A 16,656-nucleotide genomic window follows, 5' to 3' on the forward strand; every position below is an offset into this window, starting at 1 on the left:
TCCGTTATTTTCTGTTCCAGGCTGGTTTTGCTTCCAGCGTTTTATGGTAGATTTCACAATTGGTGCTGTGTGCGCCTGGAAGATACCCGATACTCATGAGAAATTCATTGACAATTTCACCACCGGTAAATTTGAATGTCTTTTTAAAAAGTTTCATCCATTCTGCTAATGACTTTGGATGATGGCTGTCCAGCCATTTTTCGAACGAGCCAAATTCCTGCTGCACTTTTAGTATGGTTTTGGCATTCTCAATCGCGGCATTGATTTTTAGCCGATTCCTGATAATACCGGGATCGTTCAACAATCTTTCCCTATCGTTTTCCTGATATTCTGCGACTTTTTTAATGCTGAAATTATCATACGCTGCTCGGAAAGTATCCTGCTTTTTTAAGATGGTTTCCCAGCTCAGTCCAGCCTGGTTTATTTCGAGTATCAGCCTTGCAAATAATTCGTCGTCATTGTGTATCGGAAAGCCGTACTGGTTATCGTGATACGATTTATGAAGTTCTTTTCTCGGACCCGACATACTATTTAAATAACTGCAATATGACATTTTAAAGAAAATTGTTTAGTGAACGTTTTACAAATATAAGTATTCATTGTATTGTTTTGATGTAATTTAATTGCCCGGAAATTCAATGTTCAACAATCTTCCAACATGTTTTCTAAAATTTTCGCTTCCCATTTCGGTAAGCTGACCGGCTATCTTAACAGCATCCGCACCTGCCATGTATCTTAACTGATTTTTACCATCTGTAGCGGCTTCAAAAACAACATCAGCTATTACTTCCGGTTCGCTAAAATCAAGCAGCGTATTATTGTTGAAAAAGAGATCTATCAATTTTTCCTGTATCGGATCGTACTCCGGATGCGCAAATGCCTTTACACCATTTACAAAACTGGATTTTATGCCGCCTGGTGCTACTGTTTTAATCGTAATATTGAATGGCGCCAATTCGTAAGACAAGCTTTCGCTTAATCCTTCCAATGCCCATTTTGTCGCATTATAAACCGAAGCCAATGGACAGGATATTATGCCAAAAACCGATGTTGTAGTAATAAACATTCCCCTGCCTCTCTCTTTGAAATAAGGAGTAAAAGCCTTTACAACCTTAATTACTCCAGTAAGATTTGTATTGATCTGGTCTTCGATTGCTTCGATAGGACTGGCTTCCAAAGAGCCACTCAAGCCATAGCCCGCATTATTAAATACAACATCAATACTTTCATTGGCAGTCAGCTCACTAATAGTTTTATCAATCTGTTCTTTCTGAGTAACATCGAGCCGAATTAATTTTACATTTTCCAGCACGTTTAACTCCGTTTCCTTTTCAGGATTACGCATCGTTGCAATTACCCTCCAGCCGTTGGCCTGAAATAATCTAGCGGTGGCTTTACCCAGACCAGCTGATGCACCCGTAATAAATATAGTCTTCATTTTGTTTTGAATTTAAATTTTACAAGTGCAAATTTCCTTTCATTAACCCAGATTTTAGTATCCAAAACCGTAAATGATGTAGTCAAAAAAACGATTGGTCTTAGCGCATAAAAAAAGCCGATGGTTAAATCGGCTTTTTTATAGTTCAGGTATGTTATTAGATGGTATTTTCCCAAGCTTTTAATTGGTGATCTTTTAACATGTCTTCTACAAACTGTGGCACCACGTTTCTGAATTTACCGTTATCTGACGGTACAATTTCGATAATTGCATCAATCATTTCCTGTGGATCCAGTCTTCCTTCTGGTGTACCTAAAAGCGAATCGAAATTGGCTTTCATATCAGCACGTTTGGTAAAGTTTTTGTCGTCATCCAGCCAGCGGAAAGCATTTTCAGCCATCGTTTCGTTGTAACCAGTTAAGTAAGCTCCAGGATTAATGGTTTGGATTTTGATTCCGTAAGGATTCAATTCATCAGCCAATGCTTCTGCAACTGCTTCAAGAGCGTGTTTGGTTGAAACGTAGATTCCGTAACCAGATGGCGTGAATAATCCACCCATAGAAGAAGTAAATACGATTTTACCTTTTTTGCCTTCTGTGATCCATTTAGAAGCAAAGCCTTGTGACAATTGCAGCGGAGCAAAAACATTTGTTTCATAATTAGCACGAACCAAATCAAGCGGAATTTCAAATACCGGACCGCTTTCCCCGATTCCTGCATTACTAAAGAATACATCGATGTCACGTTTTAAGGCATTGGCAACGTCGTATTTGTCAAGAATGTCCAGTTTTACCACTTCTATATTGTTTTCAAGTCCTGCTTCGGCAACTTTTTTGCGTAAGGCAGTAACTTCCGGCAGGATTTGTACTCCTGCAATAACTTTATGACCTAATTTAGCTAAACCAAATGCTGCTCCTTCTCCTAATCCGGAACCTGCTCCGGTAATCAAAATTGTTTTTGTTGTACTCATGATTTCTAAGTTTTAATGATTTTTAATATGATTATTTATTATTAATTGTTGTTATACTAAGCTGCCTGCCGTTGCGATTTCAAAATCCTGATCTGGACTGCCTCCGGATACTCCGATGTAGGCTACGATATCATTTCCTGATTTTACTGGTACTCCGCCTTTAAAACCTACAAGACCTCCACTGGTGTTAACCATACCGTAAGTTTTGTTTTCAGGATTTAAGAATTCACCAACCGCTTCAGAATTCATACGGAACAGCATGGCTGTTTTTGCTTTTCCCATTGAGATATCTATCGAGCCAAGAAATGCATCATCCATTCTTACAAATGCTTTCAAGTGCCCTGCAGGATCTAAAATTGTAATGTTGGCATTTACACCAATTTCGTTTGCTTTGTCAATCGCTTGATATAGGGATTTGAAAGCTTGTTTTTGATTTGTTTCCATGATACTTATTTTTAAATTGTTACTGTGTGATTTAGTACTCGTTTTGTTTGAAGCAAAGTTGCGACGAAACCAAGAGGTAGATTGTACGAATTACAAAGCCTTTATTATGAATATCAAAGATAGATTCAGAGCAATCGCCATAAATGTTCTTCTTTAGGAAAGCTTCTGTAAAGGCTACCAGATAGACATCGTTCATATCAAACCACTCAAATGATCTGTAATGGCCTTGATTTGTAAAAAAATAGTTCCAGGTTCCATTGCAAAAGTGATGTTGTCGGTTGTGTAATCTGCATGTGCATCTTTGACAAATAACATCGTGAAGTAATTTGGACGAAATACAATTGACTTAAATGGAAGCACTTTAAACAAATCTTTCAAATTGCTTAAGGAAAATCCATCACCATCATGCAGCATATGAGAAACAGGAAGGTTCATTGCAACAAATGTCTCTGTAAGATCTTTGAAGATAGCTGGATTCTCTTTCATAGACTTTTCTATAGCAGATCTGCTTTTAGATGTATGATTTTATCTTTGTGAAAAGTAAAATCTAATGTACCGCCTATGCCTCTTTCCGAAAAATTACCTGTAAAAAAGGCTTCTAAGTGAGCTGATTCTTTATCAACTATATCAATTTTAATAATTTTCGTTTGAGTATTATAACCAACGAAATAATCTTCGAAATATTTACGAATACCAGAATGACCCCTAAATTTCTCACCAACTGATGGATCATCTATAACTGCGCTCTCATCATAATATTTTACATAAGCTTCAGTGTCGAAAGTATTGCTGGTAACCAGCCAACTTTGTAAAAAGGTATTAATATCCATTGTGATTTAATTAATTGTTTGCGGCATTAAGTTTTTATTATCTACAAAAATCAAGAAAATACTTTATTAGAATGTAGCCAAAATGTATTGGTTTGTAGCCAAAATTACGTTCCGTTATTTTAACAATAATTTCTAGTGGATAAGCTCCTGTCGGAATGATCTCTACAAACTTATTTTCTAAAAGTTGATATTCATAATCATTGCTTTCCTTTTCATATAGAGTAACCTGAGTTTTTGAAGCAATTTTGTATCAGTAATAATTTATAAAATTTAAAATAATGAAAACTCAAAAAACATGGTTCATTACCGGAGCAGGAAGAGGCTTTGGATTGAATATTACAGAAGCTGTTCTAAAATCAGGTGATAATGTTGTAGCTACAGTACGAAAAAATCCGGAAGCCTTAGCTGATAGATTAGGCAACAACCCAAACCTTCATGTTGTTGTGCTTGACACCACCGATGAAATACAAGCTATAAAAGCAGCAGCATCAGGAATTTCTAAATTTGGACAAATTGATGTATTAGTAAACAACGCTGGTTATGGATTACTTTCAGCTGTAGAAGAGGCTACATCAAAAGAAGTATTTGATAATTTTAATGTTAACGTATTTGGTGTTCTTAATGTGACAAGAGCAATTCTTCCTTACATGCGCGAGAAACGTTCTGGTCATTTGATTAACATTTCCTCAATTGGTGGTTTGAGCGCATACTTTGGGTGGGGTGTTTATGGTGCTTCTAAATTTGCAATAGAAGGAATTACGGAAGGACTTGCAATGGAACTTGCTCCTCTTGGAATTCATGCAACTGTTGTAGCACCTGGATTCTTCAGAACAGACTTTTTGGATCAATCTTCATTAACAAGAACAGAAAATGTGATTGAAGATTATAGTGAAACAGTTGGTGAAATGAGAAAATTTGTAACTACAGCTAATAAAAAGCAACCAGGAGATCCTGAAAAACTTGCAGCTGCTTTTATAAAATTAGCAGCTTCTGAAAATCCTCCTGTTCACCTTCCACTTGGAACCGATACACTTCAAAGGTTTAGAGATAAAACCAAAAAATTTGAAGACGACATTACAAATTGGTATGATACTATAGTAAGTACAGATCATGACGATACTAAAGAATAATAAATAGCTAAATAAATTAAAGATCAACTGCTAAGCAACCCATTTTTAAAAATGAGTTGCTTTTTTTATTCAACCTTCCAAAAAGAGCTCTGGAATGTTAAACTTAAAATCGCAAATTATGGAAAACCTTAAAAACAACATTTCTTTTAAGTCGAACTTTAGGCAAATAATTAAAGATGCAAATTTAGATAGAACAAACTGTAATTATAATTTTAAATTAAATTTATGCTAAGAAAAACTGTTTGCTTACGAATTAGGTTTTGAACATTCGCAAAGTTTCAGCAAATTATTCTAGACTAAAACTAAACTAAGTTCGTCAGAATTTAGAGCAAGTTTTAACTAACCAATAAAATGAAGCTGGTACCTTTTTTGCCACAAAAAGTTAAGGCAATCTCTTTTTGCATTGAGTAAATAATTAAAATTTATCCGATTACATTTTCTGGCAAAATTATATATTAAGACTAGATCCATTTCATCTAATTACTCCTCATTCACTACTACTTTTTGGAGCTGCTTTAATAATAATTTGTATTTTTACATTTGAAACAATAAAGAATTATACATCTCATTTTAACCAAGTTATCAGCTTTAAAATTGAAAATTTGATAGTTGTGGCACATTCGTGGCGCAACAGCAATGGAGTGGAAACCTTTTTTGCTACAAAAAGTTAAAGCTGTTTTTAAAAATATTTCTTCAGTGTAAGTTTTGCGGCAGAATCGTGGCACAAGGTATTTTGAAGAAGTAAAATTTCAGGAAAATCTTAGAAGTTTAGGTTCGAAACTATTATATCTACTATTAATCTGCAAAAATATCCGCAAATGTCAAATGGCACCAACTGAATACAGATGACGCCATTTTATTTCATTTAGATTCATCTATTAGAAACTCCAAATTTGCTATTTAGCTAATCTTCGAACCTCCATGATATAATTTATTGTAAATTAAAAATGACAAGCAATGCAAGGAAAAACTATCTTTTCATCACCAATTACCTGCTATTCTTTTGGATTCATCTGATTAAAAATACCTTCTAACGTTTCCTTTCCTGCAGAGCTCATTGCTATACTAAAACCATGAGATATACTCTTTTTACCTTCTTTCAACTGTATAAAAACTGAATCAATAAAAGTATCAACCGACTCCCACATATCGTGGATTCCTTTTCCTCCAAGATCAGTGTTTAATGCCGGAGGAATAACCTCAATTACTTCCATATTATTATTCTCAAGCAGATGTCCAAGAGAAAGAGTAAAAGAGTGAAAGAAGGCTTTTGTAGCACAATAAACAGGAGCTTTGGAAAGTGGCACAAAAGCAAGTCCTGAAGTTACATTTATTATTGTTTTCAAAGATTGAAGTCCTTTGAATAAAAGAATCAAATGTAATGGTGCTTCAATATTAATGGTAATCTCTCTTTTTGCTTTGTTAAAAAATTCAGGATCCTCGAGTGACATCCAGTTTTGTATGCCTGCATTGTTTACCAAAACATTTAAATCGCTATGCTCTTTCTCAATCCAATGATAAAGTGCTTCACGTTCGGTTTCTAATTCAAGATCACATTGTTTTATTATAAGTGAAGGAAGTTTTAAAACAGCTTCTTCGAGTGCATCCAGTCGTCTTCCGCATATAATCACAGTATTTCCTTCTTTAATAAAGCGCTCTGCCATTCCAAATCCTATACCGGTAGCACCCCCGGTAATTAAAATTTTATTGTTACTAATTTTCATATAATTTTATTTAATTTAATATTAGTCAAAGGTCGAAATCATATAACAGTTGAGGATATACAATACAAACAGACTTTTAGACAAATCAAACTATTTTTATATCTGACGAAAAGAAAGCGGTGTCAAGCCACTGTTTTTTTTAAAGAATTTAGAGAAATGTGGAACTTCATCAAAGCCAAGACAGAATGCAATTTGTGCAATACTCCAGTCACTGTGTTTTAAAAGAATTTTGCCCTCACGAGCAGTTCTTTCACCTAATAATTCACTAGTAGATTTTCCGGTAATTTCTTTTAGGTTCTTATTAAGGTAATTGACATGAACATGAAGTCTCTCTGCATATTCTTTCGGTGTGCGCACCTGTACCCTGTCTACAGGAGAATTAATAGAAAATTGCTGTTCCAAAAGATCAAAGAACTTTTCAGCAATTCTCTGGGGAGCTTTACGCAATTCATTTCTGTTTACATTAGGTATTAATTTCTGTCCATAATGAATAAGTTCTGCAACATAGGCTCTTATAAGATCATATCTATAAGCATAATCACTATTTATTTCACTGCACATTTTTTCAAAAATAATACTCAGTTCTTTCTTTTGTTCGAATGAAATGTTGAAAACAGGGTAATGATCCGTTTTAAAAATAGGAAGGGCATCTGGTAGTATTTCGCTTTTTTTATTAAAAAGAAAATCTGCCGTAAAAATACAGAAATAGCCTCCATCCTGAAGATCCTGATCGATGTACTGGTAAGGAACACTGGGATCAGCAAACAAAAGTCCGTTTTCTTCTACATCAACTGTAGTATCTGCATATTTAACTTTGGTACTGCCAACAAGCAATGCAATCTTAAAGAAAGATTTACGGTTATAAAACATCGCAGCATCGGCAGGTTTTAGTCTATTAATATCTTTTACCCTAAACACATTAAAATGCCCCGACTGAGCAGGAATATCATCAGGAGAACCTGAAAGAGTGTGCTTATAAAAGTCTTCTAATGATGTTGGTTTCATTTGTACTATTTGTAAAGTAAATTGTTTCTCGTACATTTCCCTGTATGATATCCAAATTTGACATTAGCATATTTAGATTAAGGATATCTTTTAATTATCAGGACAGCATTATGTAACAGGCTTCAAATATATGTAACAATTTTTTATTTCAACAAACTTGAGTTTCACAGTTTGGGCTTATCTTCTTGAAAGGCTTCTCTTGCTACAACTGTAATAACCGTCTTTAAAAAAGAGCTATCAGTTACTCTATTTAAATCCGTATTTTTGTTGCGGAGTTTTCACTTTATTCCAAAACAAAATCTGCAAAAAAAACTTAAACAGCAATAGAGATGAAATCACATCCCTTGAATACTGATATTTTCCATGAACATATTTGCTCTTACATTCCTGTTTCTAAAGATGATTTTGAGCGCTTTTTAAGCCTTTTCAAAATCGTTTATTTAAAAAAAGGAGAACATCATTATCAGGCTGGTATAGTTCCTAAGTATGCTTCATTTATAATTAAAGGCTGTTTTCGACAGTATTTAACTAATGATGAGGGATACGAACAAATTGCTCAGTTCTATGATGAAAGTATGTGGACAGGCGAAGTAGAAAGCATGATTAATCGTATTGCAACCAATATGAATCTTCAGGCTCTTGAGGATAGCACGCTGCTTTGTATAACAGGCGACGATATGTGCAATGCAATGGAGCATACACCATGGCTTCAACATTACACTATTTTAAAAAACTTTTCCGACAATGCTAAGATTCGGGAAGAAACCAGTCGCAATAAGATGACCTCACCTGAGGATTTGTATCTTGAAATTCTAAAGCAACGTCCTTCACTGATATTACGTGTTTCACAAAAACATATTGCTAACTATCTTGGTATCCGTAAAGAGACACTTAGCCGAATCCGTAAAAGAATTGCCAAGATATAATTTGTTGATTCTAGTCAACAGTTTACAATTTACCTTCTTATACATTTGCTTCATAAAACATAGTCGTTTGCAATTGCACTTAGCTTCAATTTTGAAGTTTCGGTATTTCTCTACGTCTAATTAATAAAAGCAAATCTTTAAGAAATAATTAATCCATGAAAAAAGTAGTTTATAATAAATATGGTGGTGTAGAAGTTTTACATCTTCAAGAAGTTGAAAAGCCTATTGCTAACAATCACCAGTTTTTAATCAAAGTTAAATCTGTCTCCCTAAATCCTTTAGACTGGAAAATTTTTATGGGAGAAGTTAAGCTAATGTCAGGTTCCAAATTTCCTAAATTTGTTGGATGTGACTTTTCGGGAGTAATCGAAAGTATGAGTCATAATAATTCCAATTTAAAAAAGGGTGATGAAGTATTTGGCCTGCTTGATCCTTTTAAGGAAGGTGTACTGGGAGAGTATATATTGGTTGACGAAAAGCAGGTTTCGTTAAAACCAACAAAGCTTTCGTTCGAACAAGCATCTTCAATACCGACAGCTGGACAAACGGCTTTGCAAATGCTGGCAAAAAGTAACATTCTCAAAGGTCAGCAGGTTTTAATAAATGGAGCATCTGGCGGTGTTGGAATGTTTGCTATACAAATTGCAAAAAGAAAGGGAGCAATCGTAACGGCTGTAGCAAGTGGAAAATCTCAAGATCTTTTAAAAAAATGGGGAAGCGATCACACAATTGACTATAACAAACAGAATGTAAGTGATATAAATCAAAAATTTGATGTTATTCTTGAACTTTCCAATAAACTTCCCTTCTCGAAAGCTAAGAAGTTAATGAATCGCAAAGCAACTTATGTTACTGCTCTCCCAACATTACCAGTATTTATAAACTCATTTTTTAATAATCTATTTTCTAAAAAGAAATACAAATTTATTATGATGAAATCCAATAGTCAGGATTTAAATCTTTTGGCAGATTATGTTGTAGAAGGTATGGATATTCACATAAGCAAAACTTATCCCTTGACAGCATATAAAGAGGCTTATGAAAATTTTTCTAAGCAAGGCGCTATTGGCAAAACTGTTTTCAACATATAAGTATATTATCAAAAAAAGCTGTCCATCCTTGAATTGATAATTTACTTTAAAAGAACTAAACTATTATAAATAAGTTCTACTGTAATTATATACTTTGCGATGTTCATCTATCAGGATTTCACAAAAATACTATAAAAGCTTTCTATATCTCATTTAAAAAGCTTTTATAGTATTTTCTAAGTGATATCTATTCGATATCGCAATGACATAAGCCCTGTCTTTTTATAATCCGATAAATTACTGCTGCTATTTAAAACTTACTTCATAAGCACAATATCATTTAGATACTTTTTCTGATGAAATAGTTTTTTTAGCTTTTTCAATTATTTTTGATTTTCAAAATCTTGTTTGATTAATGTTACCACATCTGCTTAAAACCATTTTTGGCAGCTTCATTATATTTATCAATATCGAATCTGTAAAAAATAGACGATTTATGAACGCCCTCTTTTTGAGATTTACCAAGGTTTATTAAAATATCAAATGAAATGATTTTTCGATAGAAATTACCTCTGTTTAGTTTTATTCCCAATATAGCTTCATAAAGTCTTTGAAGTTCAAGCATTGTAAATTCGGAAGGCAAAAGATTTAGACCAATAGGTTTATAATTTATCTCTTTTCTAAGGGTTTGAAGTGCAGTATCTATTATTTCCCGATGATCCATTATCATCTCAGGAATAGTATCCGCATTTACCCATTCACAAAAATCAGAAATTTCATCAACCACAGGAATGATGGTGTCAAAATTCACAAGAGCGTAATAGCCAATGGTAATAAAGCGCTGCCTATGCCATAAATCATCCGGATAATCTTTAAATGTATTTCCTGCACGATCATATTCACTAAAAGAGCTAAACTGATCCATAAAAACATTTTCAGCTCCTGTCCTGGCCTTTAGTATTCTTGCTGCCGCTGTATCAAAATTTTTCTCTTCTTTCAGTAGAAAACCTCCGGGCAAACTACATAATTGGGAGTTTTTTAAGCGTACTAATAATATTTTTAAGACATCATTAGTGAAACCAAATATCACACAATCAATTGATAAATGAGGTATATATAATTTTTTAGCCTCTTCAGACCTTTCTATAAGAAATTTTTTCAAAGGAAATCTTTTTGCTAAAGTAATAAATACCACTGATATAATCAATTCCAAATATTCCCTATATAAGATGCAAAGCTTTGAATCAACTTTTTCGTTTTTTATTCATTATGAAGAGAAAATTACAAAAATAGACGTTTTTTATTGAATTTGTCCAAATATAGCAAGCCCAACCAATTTGAAAACGCAATAACTTTGATTGTAAAAACACAATAACAAGTCTTAACAGTATTGATTTGTTGATTTATTATTATTAGTCCGCGTATTAAAATAATGATAATGCAAAAATACACCCCTCTATTTAAAGAGATACTAATTTAATTATTTTTGCTTCATAATGAAGAGAAAATTACAAAATTACACTAACCTTAATAATACGACCAATCCTTATGAACAAAAAAATTCAATTTATCATCTTATTAATCCCATTTGTGTCCTTTTCAATTTGTGCACAAAATAGCACGAAAAGTCCAACAGAGAACTCTACAGCTATACTAGATACAGTTAAGAAAGTTAAGATTGCTTCTTCAGATACCAAAGAAGAGAAAAACAGAAATATAATGCTGAATGCTGCTAATAATACAGGTCCCCGAGATGTTAATATTGGGCTCCCTTCCACTCTTGGCGGCATTACTATTCAAGAGAATAACTTACCTGTAGTATACTTTTATTGGCCAGAATTACCTAACCGTACCTGGAGACAGAGTACCAGCCTTGGTCGTACCGGATTGTTAAAAATTGGTGAAGCAGCCATTACCCTTGGCGATCTAGGCTTTGCAGTAAATTCCTATACAAGATTAGGTAGTGATAAGCTTGCGATTGTAGGGAACATCTCCGCCAGCAATTTTGGTTGGCTTAAAGGTGATCTCAATGTAAGTGGCCCCCTATCAAAAGGCTGGTCATATACCCTTGGTGCATATGCCAATTTTGACCCCAGTACTTATGACTTAAAATTTGCCCGTTACGCTGACAGGACGCAAATTTACCGAGCAGGTCTAACAAAAAAATTCGAGAATGGACGAGGCGAAATTAGTGCTATATACAAATATGCCAACTCAGCATCACTTACCAACTACGCTGTTTTTCAATACAAAGAAGGCGGAAAAGTTGAAGAAATTGACGGCTTTAAAATTGGTCGGGACTCTTATATCATTAATGACGGTACTCTTCGATTTAAAGACATCCGTACCGGAGAATTCTCAAATAAAAACCTTGGAGGAAGTGATGCCGCAACCCTATCGCATAATTTTGATATCGTAGGTCATTACAACTTTAAAAATAGCTGGAAATTGTATTTTGATACACGCCTGCATTATGCTGAGGCAACCCAGCTATCTGCTGTACCCTTAAGTATATCCAACGTAAATGCATCAGCAGGTTATTCTTATGCCTCAACTGGTTTACCATATACGGGAAATGTAAATTCTATGGTAGCTCTAAATACTCCAGGTACGCCAACCACAACGCTTATGGGGCGCTTTGAACTTAAAAAAACTACGGAAGAGCACAATTTTAGATTAGGGCTTTTTGAACAATATTACAGAGTCAACGAGTATACTTCAAGCAGGTCTTTTTACTATCAAACTGTTAGTGCAAATCCTGATAAACTTATACGTAATACAGCTGGAGGAACATCAAATACCGACCAATATGGATTCTATAACTATAATGTAGGCGGTGAATATCATAACGGATTTGAAAATAAGCTTTCGGCTTACTTTTCAGATGATTGGAATGCTACTCCATGGCTAACTGTAAATTATGGACTAAATCTAAGATACCATAAAGTAAAAGGAGATTATTACCAGACACCCAGAACACCCGGTTTTGTATTTGATCCTTCTCAAAAAACTTTCTTCGACAATGATTTTTACAATGTAGGAGGCTCAGTTAATACTGTATTTAAGGTCACCAAAAAGGCAGGTGTACTTGCTGACTTTACTTATACTGAAAAAAACGTACAGCTTGAAAACTATTCAAGTTTTGCATCACCAAACTTAGCAAAGACAAAAAGTCCTTTACTTGGATTTGGTCTTTACTATAATCATGACAAGCTAAGCATTGTATCACAAGCTACATACTTAACCCGTAACAACAATTTTAGCAGATTGAATCTTGTAAATCCTAATGATGGTGCACAATCACAGGTAACCACAGTTTTTTATGACATTCAGACTATCGGCTGGACGACAGATATTGTAACGACTCCTTTTAAAGGTTTTAATCTACACTATCTTCTTACTTTTCAAGACCCTATATATAAAAACTATAATTTTTCAGCCTTTGGTAATAATTACTCTTATGATGATAAAAATGTGCTGGAAATTTCAAAGGTTCTAATGGAAATAGATCCCAGCTATACCTATAAAAAATTCAAAGTTTGGGCAAGTTTCAGATACTTTTCACAGCAATATGCCAATCTTACCAATGCCTTATATTTCCAGCCTCGTTGGGAAACTTTTGGAGGTTTAAACTATAAAATTAATTCTCATATAGATCTTGGTCTTACTGCTGTTAACTTTTTAAATCAACGCGGTGCAAAAGGTACTATTAGCGGTGCTGAACTTATTACTGATCCCTCACCTTATTATGACAGGCTCCTTGTGGGTTCATACATTAGACCATTTACTTTAGAAGCATCTATTAACTTTAAATTTTAATTCAACAATATGAATAAATTATATCTCTGTGCACTTGTGGCTCTCTCTCTAGCTGCAACACTACACGCCCAGCAAAACAATTTTAAAATTCTTGCAAACACCAATGGACCTCTTTTAGGATATTCTAATACATCTGTAATTAAAATACTTACAGTGAACGGTAAGTATTTTAAAGACTTGAATAAAAATGGAAAACTTGATAAATATGAAGATTGGCGTCTTGGTGCTGATCAACGTGCAAAAGACCTTGCCAGCCAAATGACCGTTGAACAGATTGCCGGTCTTATGCTTTATAGCCGCCATCAAAGCATACCTGCTGATGCTATGGGTTATCGCTCTGGAACCTATGGTGGAAAACCGTATAAAGAGAGTGGCGCAAATCCTTGGATCCTTTCTGATCAGCAAATGCGTTTCCTACAGGATGATAATGTGCGTCATGTACTTGTTTCAACTGTACAAAGTCCTGAGGTTGCTGCACTATGGAATAACGAAATGCAGGCATTTGTTGAAGGCATTGGCCTTGGTATACCAGGAAATACAAGCAGTGATCCACGCCATATGGCTGCGGTTACTAGTGAATTTAATTCCGGTGCTGGAGGTAAAATTTCCATGTGGCCCGATGGTCTTGCAATGGGCGCTACTTTTGACCCTGCCATCGTCGAACAATTTGGTCAGATAGCAGCCCAAGAATACCGCGCATTGGGAATGACAACTGCTCTATCACCGCAAATAGATCTTGCTACAGAACCACGCTGGAACCGTATTAATATGACTTTTAGTGAGAGTCCGGAACTTACACGCGATATGGCACGTGGTTATATAGATGGTTTTCAAACATCCTATGGAAAAGACGAAATTAAAGACGGCTGGGGCTACAATTCTGTCAATGCAATGGTAAAACATTGGCCAGGCGGTGGTCCTGAAGAAGGTGGTCGTGATGCACATTGGGCTTTTGGAAAATATGCAGTATATCCTGGTAACAACCTATTGAATCACATCTTGCCTTTTACTCAAGGAGCTTTTAAATTAAATGGAAAAACAGGCAAGGCTGCCGCTGTGATGCCTTATTATACCATATCTTATAATCAGGATATTAAAAATGGTGAAAATGTAGGAAATGCATATAGTAAATATCTCATCACTGATTTGTTGCGTGATAAATATGGTTATGATGGTGTAGTATGTACCGATTGGCTTATTACTGCCGACGAAGGAAAAACACCAAATGTATTTGCAGGAAAATCGTGGGGTGTAGAAACTCTGACCGTCATCGAAAGGCACTTTAAAGCACTTATGGCAGGGGCTGACCAGTTTGGAGGAAATGATGATAAAAAACCTGTTTTAGCGGCTTATGATATGGGTGTAAAAGAGTTCGGAGAAAAAGATATGAGGGCTCGCTTTGAACGTTCTGCCGTTCGACTCTTAAAGAATATTTTCCGCCTTGGTCTTTTTGAAAATCCTTATATAGACCCTGTCCAATCCAAAAAAATAGTAGGCAACCCAATATTTATGAAAGCTGGTTACGAAGCCCAGATAAAATCAATAATAATGCTGAAAAATAAAGGAAACTTACTTCCTATAAAAGAAAAGAAAACTATTTATATTCCAAAAATATATAGTGCACCAATTAAAGACTGGTGGGGTAATATGAAACAGCCTTCACTTGATTATCCGGTAAATTTAGAGCTGGTAAAAAAATATTTTAACTTTACCGATGATCCCTCTAAAGCCGATTTGGCCATTGTTTTTGTTAACAGCCCACAAAGTGCAGAGTCTGGATATAATTTAGATGAACGCCAAGCAGGTGGAAATGGCTATGTGCCAATTTCTCTACAATATGGTACATATTCTGCTAATGATGCCCGTGAGCACAGTATAGCTGCAGGTGACCCAGTAATAGATCCTACTATTAAAGACCGCTCCTATAAAGGTAAAACTGTGACGGCGGCCAATACTATGGATTTGCGTACTATTCAAGATGTCAAAGTAATGATGAAGAACAAGCCGGTTATAGTTTCAGTAACAGCAACAAAACCTATGGTATTTGCCGAATTTGAAAAACTTGCCGATGGTATAGTTCTTAATTTTGGAGTATCCACACAAGCTGTTTTAGATATTATTTCAGGTAATTATGAACCATCAGGTTTATTGCCCTTGCAAATGCCAGCTGATATGAAAACCGTTGAAGAGCAAAAAGAAGATCTCCCTTATGATATGGTCCCACACTTAGACAGTGAAGGAAACAGCTACGATTTTGGATTTGGATTAAATTGGAAAGGACAAATTCACGATCAACGCACTCAAAAATATCACAAATAGCGTCTTCCGAATTCTAGTATTAAAAAAACCGTTGGAAACTTTATATTTTTCCAACGGTTATACTATTATAAATGTATCTCTTTTTTAATTATGCATTTATACGATACTGTAATGGAGTGAGTCCTGTCTTTTGTTTAAATAATCTTGTAAAATGCTGCTGATATTTAAAACCTAATTCATAAGCAATATCACTCACCGATTTTTCGTGATCAAATAATATTGTCTTTGCTTCATCAATCAATTTTGACTGAATATAATCTAAAGCTGTACTTCCGGTTTCTTTTTTTATAAGGTCTCCAAAATAATTAGCCGAAAGAAACAATTGTTCAGCACAATAAGTTACTGAAGGAAGCCCTAAAGTCTTAGACTTACCCGAGGTAAAATAATCCTTCAACAGATTTTCAAAACGAATCAGAATATCTTTATTTACATGATTTCTAGTGATAAACTGCCTGTCATAATATCGCATGCAGTAATTTAATAAAAGTTCAATATTAGAAACAATAAGTGTTTTACTATGCTTGTCAATATTTTGATCTATCTCGGTTAGAATTTTTTCAAAACAATCGTTAATGGCTTTTCTTTCTTTTTTAGATAAATGCAATGCTTCATTTACTTCGTAAGAAAAAAAGAATAGTCTTTGATTTGTCTGGCAAGACTTGTTCCGGCAAGCAGATCAGGATGAAAAACCAGTGCTTTGCCCCACGGCTTAATAATCTCGTTCCTGCCATCAATTCCATAAATCTGACCCGGTGAAATAAAAACCAGTGTACCATCTTCATAATCATAAGACTGGCATCCGTAACGCATATCACCGCATTTTATATATTTCAAAAAAACACAATAAACACCCATATATCTTTTAAAATACTGGTAAGTTGGTATTTCATCAAAATTGACAACACTAACTAGAGGATGCAAAGTCTCTGCTCCTACTGAATCATTGTATTGCTTAACGGTTTCAATTCTATCAATTCGTTCCATAACCAAATGTTTATACAAATTTAGCAAACAGACTAG

16 protein-coding genes are annotated in these 16,656 nt (G+C 34.7%); 5 read left to right on the forward strand and 11 right to left on the reverse strand.

Annotation, left to right across the window (positions count from 1 at the left end; translation table 11 throughout):
* Positions 1-4 precede the first annotated feature (4 nt).
* The 6 genes from ACZZZT_RS21580 to ACZZZT_RS21605 all read right to left on the reverse strand — a co-directional run bounded on the left by ACZZZT_RS21580 (position 5) and on the right by ACZZZT_RS21605 (position 3,682).
* Positions 5-553, reverse strand: coding sequence for a DNA-3-methyladenine glycosylase I (locus ACZZZT_RS21580; protein WP_393051187.1), 549 nt, complete (start codon positions 551-553; stop codon positions 5-7).
* Positions 554-619: 66 nt separating this feature from the next.
* Positions 620-1,438 carry an SDR family oxidoreductase gene (locus tag ACZZZT_RS21585; RefSeq protein ID WP_463461874.1) on the reverse strand — a complete coding sequence of 273 codons (819 nt, stop codon included), beginning with the start codon at positions 1,436-1,438 and terminating at the stop codon, positions 620-622.
* Positions 1,439-1,595: 157 nt separating this feature from the next.
* A complete protein-coding gene (locus ACZZZT_RS21590; RefSeq protein WP_192185094.1) occupies positions 1,596-2,408 on the reverse strand; it encodes an SDR family oxidoreductase in 813 nt (270 codons plus the stop codon).
* A gap of 51 nt (positions 2,409-2,459) precedes the next feature.
* On the reverse strand, positions 2,460-2,852 hold the full coding sequence (locus ACZZZT_RS21595; protein ID WP_192185095.1) for a GlcG/HbpS family heme-binding protein: 393 nt from the start codon (positions 2,850-2,852) through the stop codon (positions 2,460-2,462).
* Positions 2,853-3,044: 192 nt separating this feature from the next.
* Positions 3,045-3,338: a hypothetical protein gene (locus ACZZZT_RS21600; protein ID WP_463461875.1), complete on the reverse strand. Its 294-nt coding sequence runs from the start codon at positions 3,336-3,338 to the stop codon at positions 3,045-3,047.
* Between the two features lie 8 nt (positions 3,339-3,346).
* Positions 3,347-3,682: a nuclear transport factor 2 family protein gene (locus ACZZZT_RS21605; RefSeq protein ID WP_393051177.1), complete on the reverse strand. Its 336-nt coding sequence runs from the start codon at positions 3,680-3,682 to the stop codon at positions 3,347-3,349.
* A gap of 278 nt (positions 3,683-3,960) precedes the next feature.
* Here ACZZZT_RS21605 and ACZZZT_RS21610 point away from each other — a divergent pair, with 278 nt between their 5' ends.
* Positions 3,961-4,812 (forward strand): oxidoreductase, encoded by an 852-nt coding sequence (locus ACZZZT_RS21610; RefSeq protein WP_463461876.1) that lies wholly within the window; start codon positions 3,961-3,963, stop codon positions 4,810-4,812.
* A 995-nt stretch (positions 4,813-5,807) separates the two neighbouring features.
* Here the strand turns inward: ACZZZT_RS21610 and ACZZZT_RS21615 are convergent.
* Complete coding sequence (locus tag ACZZZT_RS21615) at positions 5,808-6,536, reverse strand: SDR family oxidoreductase (RefSeq protein ID WP_463461877.1); 729 nt, start codon at positions 6,534-6,536, stop codon at positions 5,808-5,810.
* 96 nt (positions 6,537-6,632) lie between these two features.
* On the reverse strand, positions 6,633-7,541 hold the full coding sequence (locus tag ACZZZT_RS21620) for a helix-turn-helix domain-containing protein (RefSeq protein WP_463461878.1): 909 nt from the start codon (positions 7,539-7,541) through the stop codon (positions 6,633-6,635).
* A 329-nt stretch (positions 7,542-7,870) separates the two neighbouring features.
* Here ACZZZT_RS21620 and ACZZZT_RS21625 point away from each other — a divergent pair, with 329 nt between their 5' ends.
* Positions 7,871-8,467, forward strand: coding sequence for a Crp/Fnr family transcriptional regulator (locus ACZZZT_RS21625; RefSeq protein ID WP_463461879.1), 597 nt, complete (start codon positions 7,871-7,873; stop codon positions 8,465-8,467).
* 155 nt (positions 8,468-8,622) lie between these two features.
* A complete protein-coding gene (locus ACZZZT_RS21630) occupies positions 8,623-9,558 on the forward strand; it encodes an NAD(P)-dependent alcohol dehydrogenase (RefSeq protein ID WP_463461880.1) in 936 nt (311 codons plus the stop codon).
* Positions 9,559-9,916: 358 nt separating this feature from the next.
* Here the strand turns inward: ACZZZT_RS21630 and ACZZZT_RS21635 are convergent, their stop codons facing one another.
* Positions 9,917-10,660 (reverse strand): NUDIX hydrolase, encoded by a 744-nt coding sequence (locus ACZZZT_RS21635; RefSeq protein WP_463461881.1) that lies wholly within the window; start codon positions 10,658-10,660, stop codon positions 9,917-9,919.
* A gap of 386 nt (positions 10,661-11,046) precedes the next feature.
* Here ACZZZT_RS21635 and ACZZZT_RS21640 point away from each other — a divergent pair, with 386 nt between their 5' ends.
* Together ACZZZT_RS21640 and ACZZZT_RS21645 are read left to right on the forward strand one after the other, a co-directional pair.
* A complete protein-coding gene (locus tag ACZZZT_RS21640; protein WP_463461882.1) occupies positions 11,047-13,317 on the forward strand; it encodes a porin family protein in 2,271 nt (756 codons plus the stop codon).
* A 9-nt stretch (positions 13,318-13,326) separates the two neighbouring features.
* Complete coding sequence (locus ACZZZT_RS21645) at positions 13,327-15,636, forward strand: glycoside hydrolase family 3 protein (protein ID WP_463461883.1); 2,310 nt, start codon at positions 13,327-13,329, stop codon at positions 15,634-15,636.
* Positions 15,637-15,724: 88 nt separating this feature from the next.
* On the opposite strand, the gene ACZZZT_RS21650 is transcribed toward ACZZZT_RS21645, so the two are convergent.
* Both ACZZZT_RS21650 and ACZZZT_RS21655 read right to left on the reverse strand, forming a co-directional pair.
* Entirely contained in the window at positions 15,725-16,240 is a 516-nt protein-coding gene (locus tag ACZZZT_RS21650) for a helix-turn-helix domain-containing protein (protein WP_463461884.1), read from the reverse strand.
* An 8-nt stretch (positions 16,241-16,248) separates the two neighbouring features.
* Positions 16,249-16,620: a hypothetical protein gene (locus ACZZZT_RS21655; protein ID WP_463461885.1), complete on the reverse strand. Its 372-nt coding sequence runs from the start codon at positions 16,618-16,620 to the stop codon at positions 16,249-16,251.
* Positions 16,621-16,656: the final 36 nt, after the last annotated feature.

The organism is Flavobacterium sp. AC274 (assembly GCF_979258275.1).

Bases quoted from the DNA above. Each gene is read 5' to 3' on its own strand.
- ACZZZT_RS21580 (WP_393051187.1), bottom strand. From the start codon at position 553: ATGTCATATTGCAGTTATTTAAATAGTATGTCGGGTCCGAGAAAAGAA.
- ACZZZT_RS21585 (WP_463461874.1), bottom strand. From the start codon at position 1,438: ATGAAGACTATATTTATTACGGGTGCATCAGCTGGTCTGGGTAAAGCC.
- ACZZZT_RS21590 (WP_192185094.1), bottom strand. From the start codon at position 2,408: ATGAGTACAACAAAAACAATTTTGATTACCGGAGCAGGTTCCGGATTA.
- ACZZZT_RS21595 (WP_192185095.1), bottom strand. From the start codon at position 2,852: ATGGAAACAAATCAAAAACAAGCTTTCAAATCCCTATATCAAGCGATT.
- ACZZZT_RS21600 (WP_463461875.1), bottom strand. From the start codon at position 3,338: ATGAAAGAGAATCCAGCTATCTTCAAAGATCTTACAGAGACATTTGTT.
- ACZZZT_RS21605 (WP_393051177.1), bottom strand. From the start codon at position 3,682: ATGGATATTAATACCTTTTTACAAAGTTGGCTGGTTACCAGCAATACT.
- ACZZZT_RS21610 (WP_463461876.1), top strand. From the start codon at position 3,961: ATGAAAACTCAAAAAACATGGTTCATTACCGGAGCAGGAAGAGGCTTT.
- ACZZZT_RS21615 (WP_463461877.1), bottom strand. From the start codon at position 6,536: ATGAAAATTAGTAACAATAAAATTTTAATTACCGGGGGTGCTACCGGT.
- ACZZZT_RS21620 (WP_463461878.1), bottom strand. From the start codon at position 7,541: ATGAAACCAACATCATTAGAAGACTTTTATAAGCACACTCTTTCAGGT.
- ACZZZT_RS21625 (WP_463461879.1), top strand. From the start codon at position 7,871: ATGAAATCACATCCCTTGAATACTGATATTTTCCATGAACATATTTGC.
- ACZZZT_RS21630 (WP_463461880.1), top strand. From the start codon at position 8,623: ATGAAAAAAGTAGTTTATAATAAATATGGTGGTGTAGAAGTTTTACAT.
- ACZZZT_RS21640 (WP_463461882.1), top strand. From the start codon at position 11,047: ATGAACAAAAAAATTCAATTTATCATCTTATTAATCCCATTTGTGTCC.
- ACZZZT_RS21645 (WP_463461883.1), top strand. From the start codon at position 13,327: ATGAATAAATTATATCTCTGTGCACTTGTGGCTCTCTCTCTAGCTGCA.
- ACZZZT_RS21655 (WP_463461885.1), bottom strand. From the start codon at position 16,620: ATGGAACGAATTGATAGAATTGAAACCGTTAAGCAATACAATGATTCA.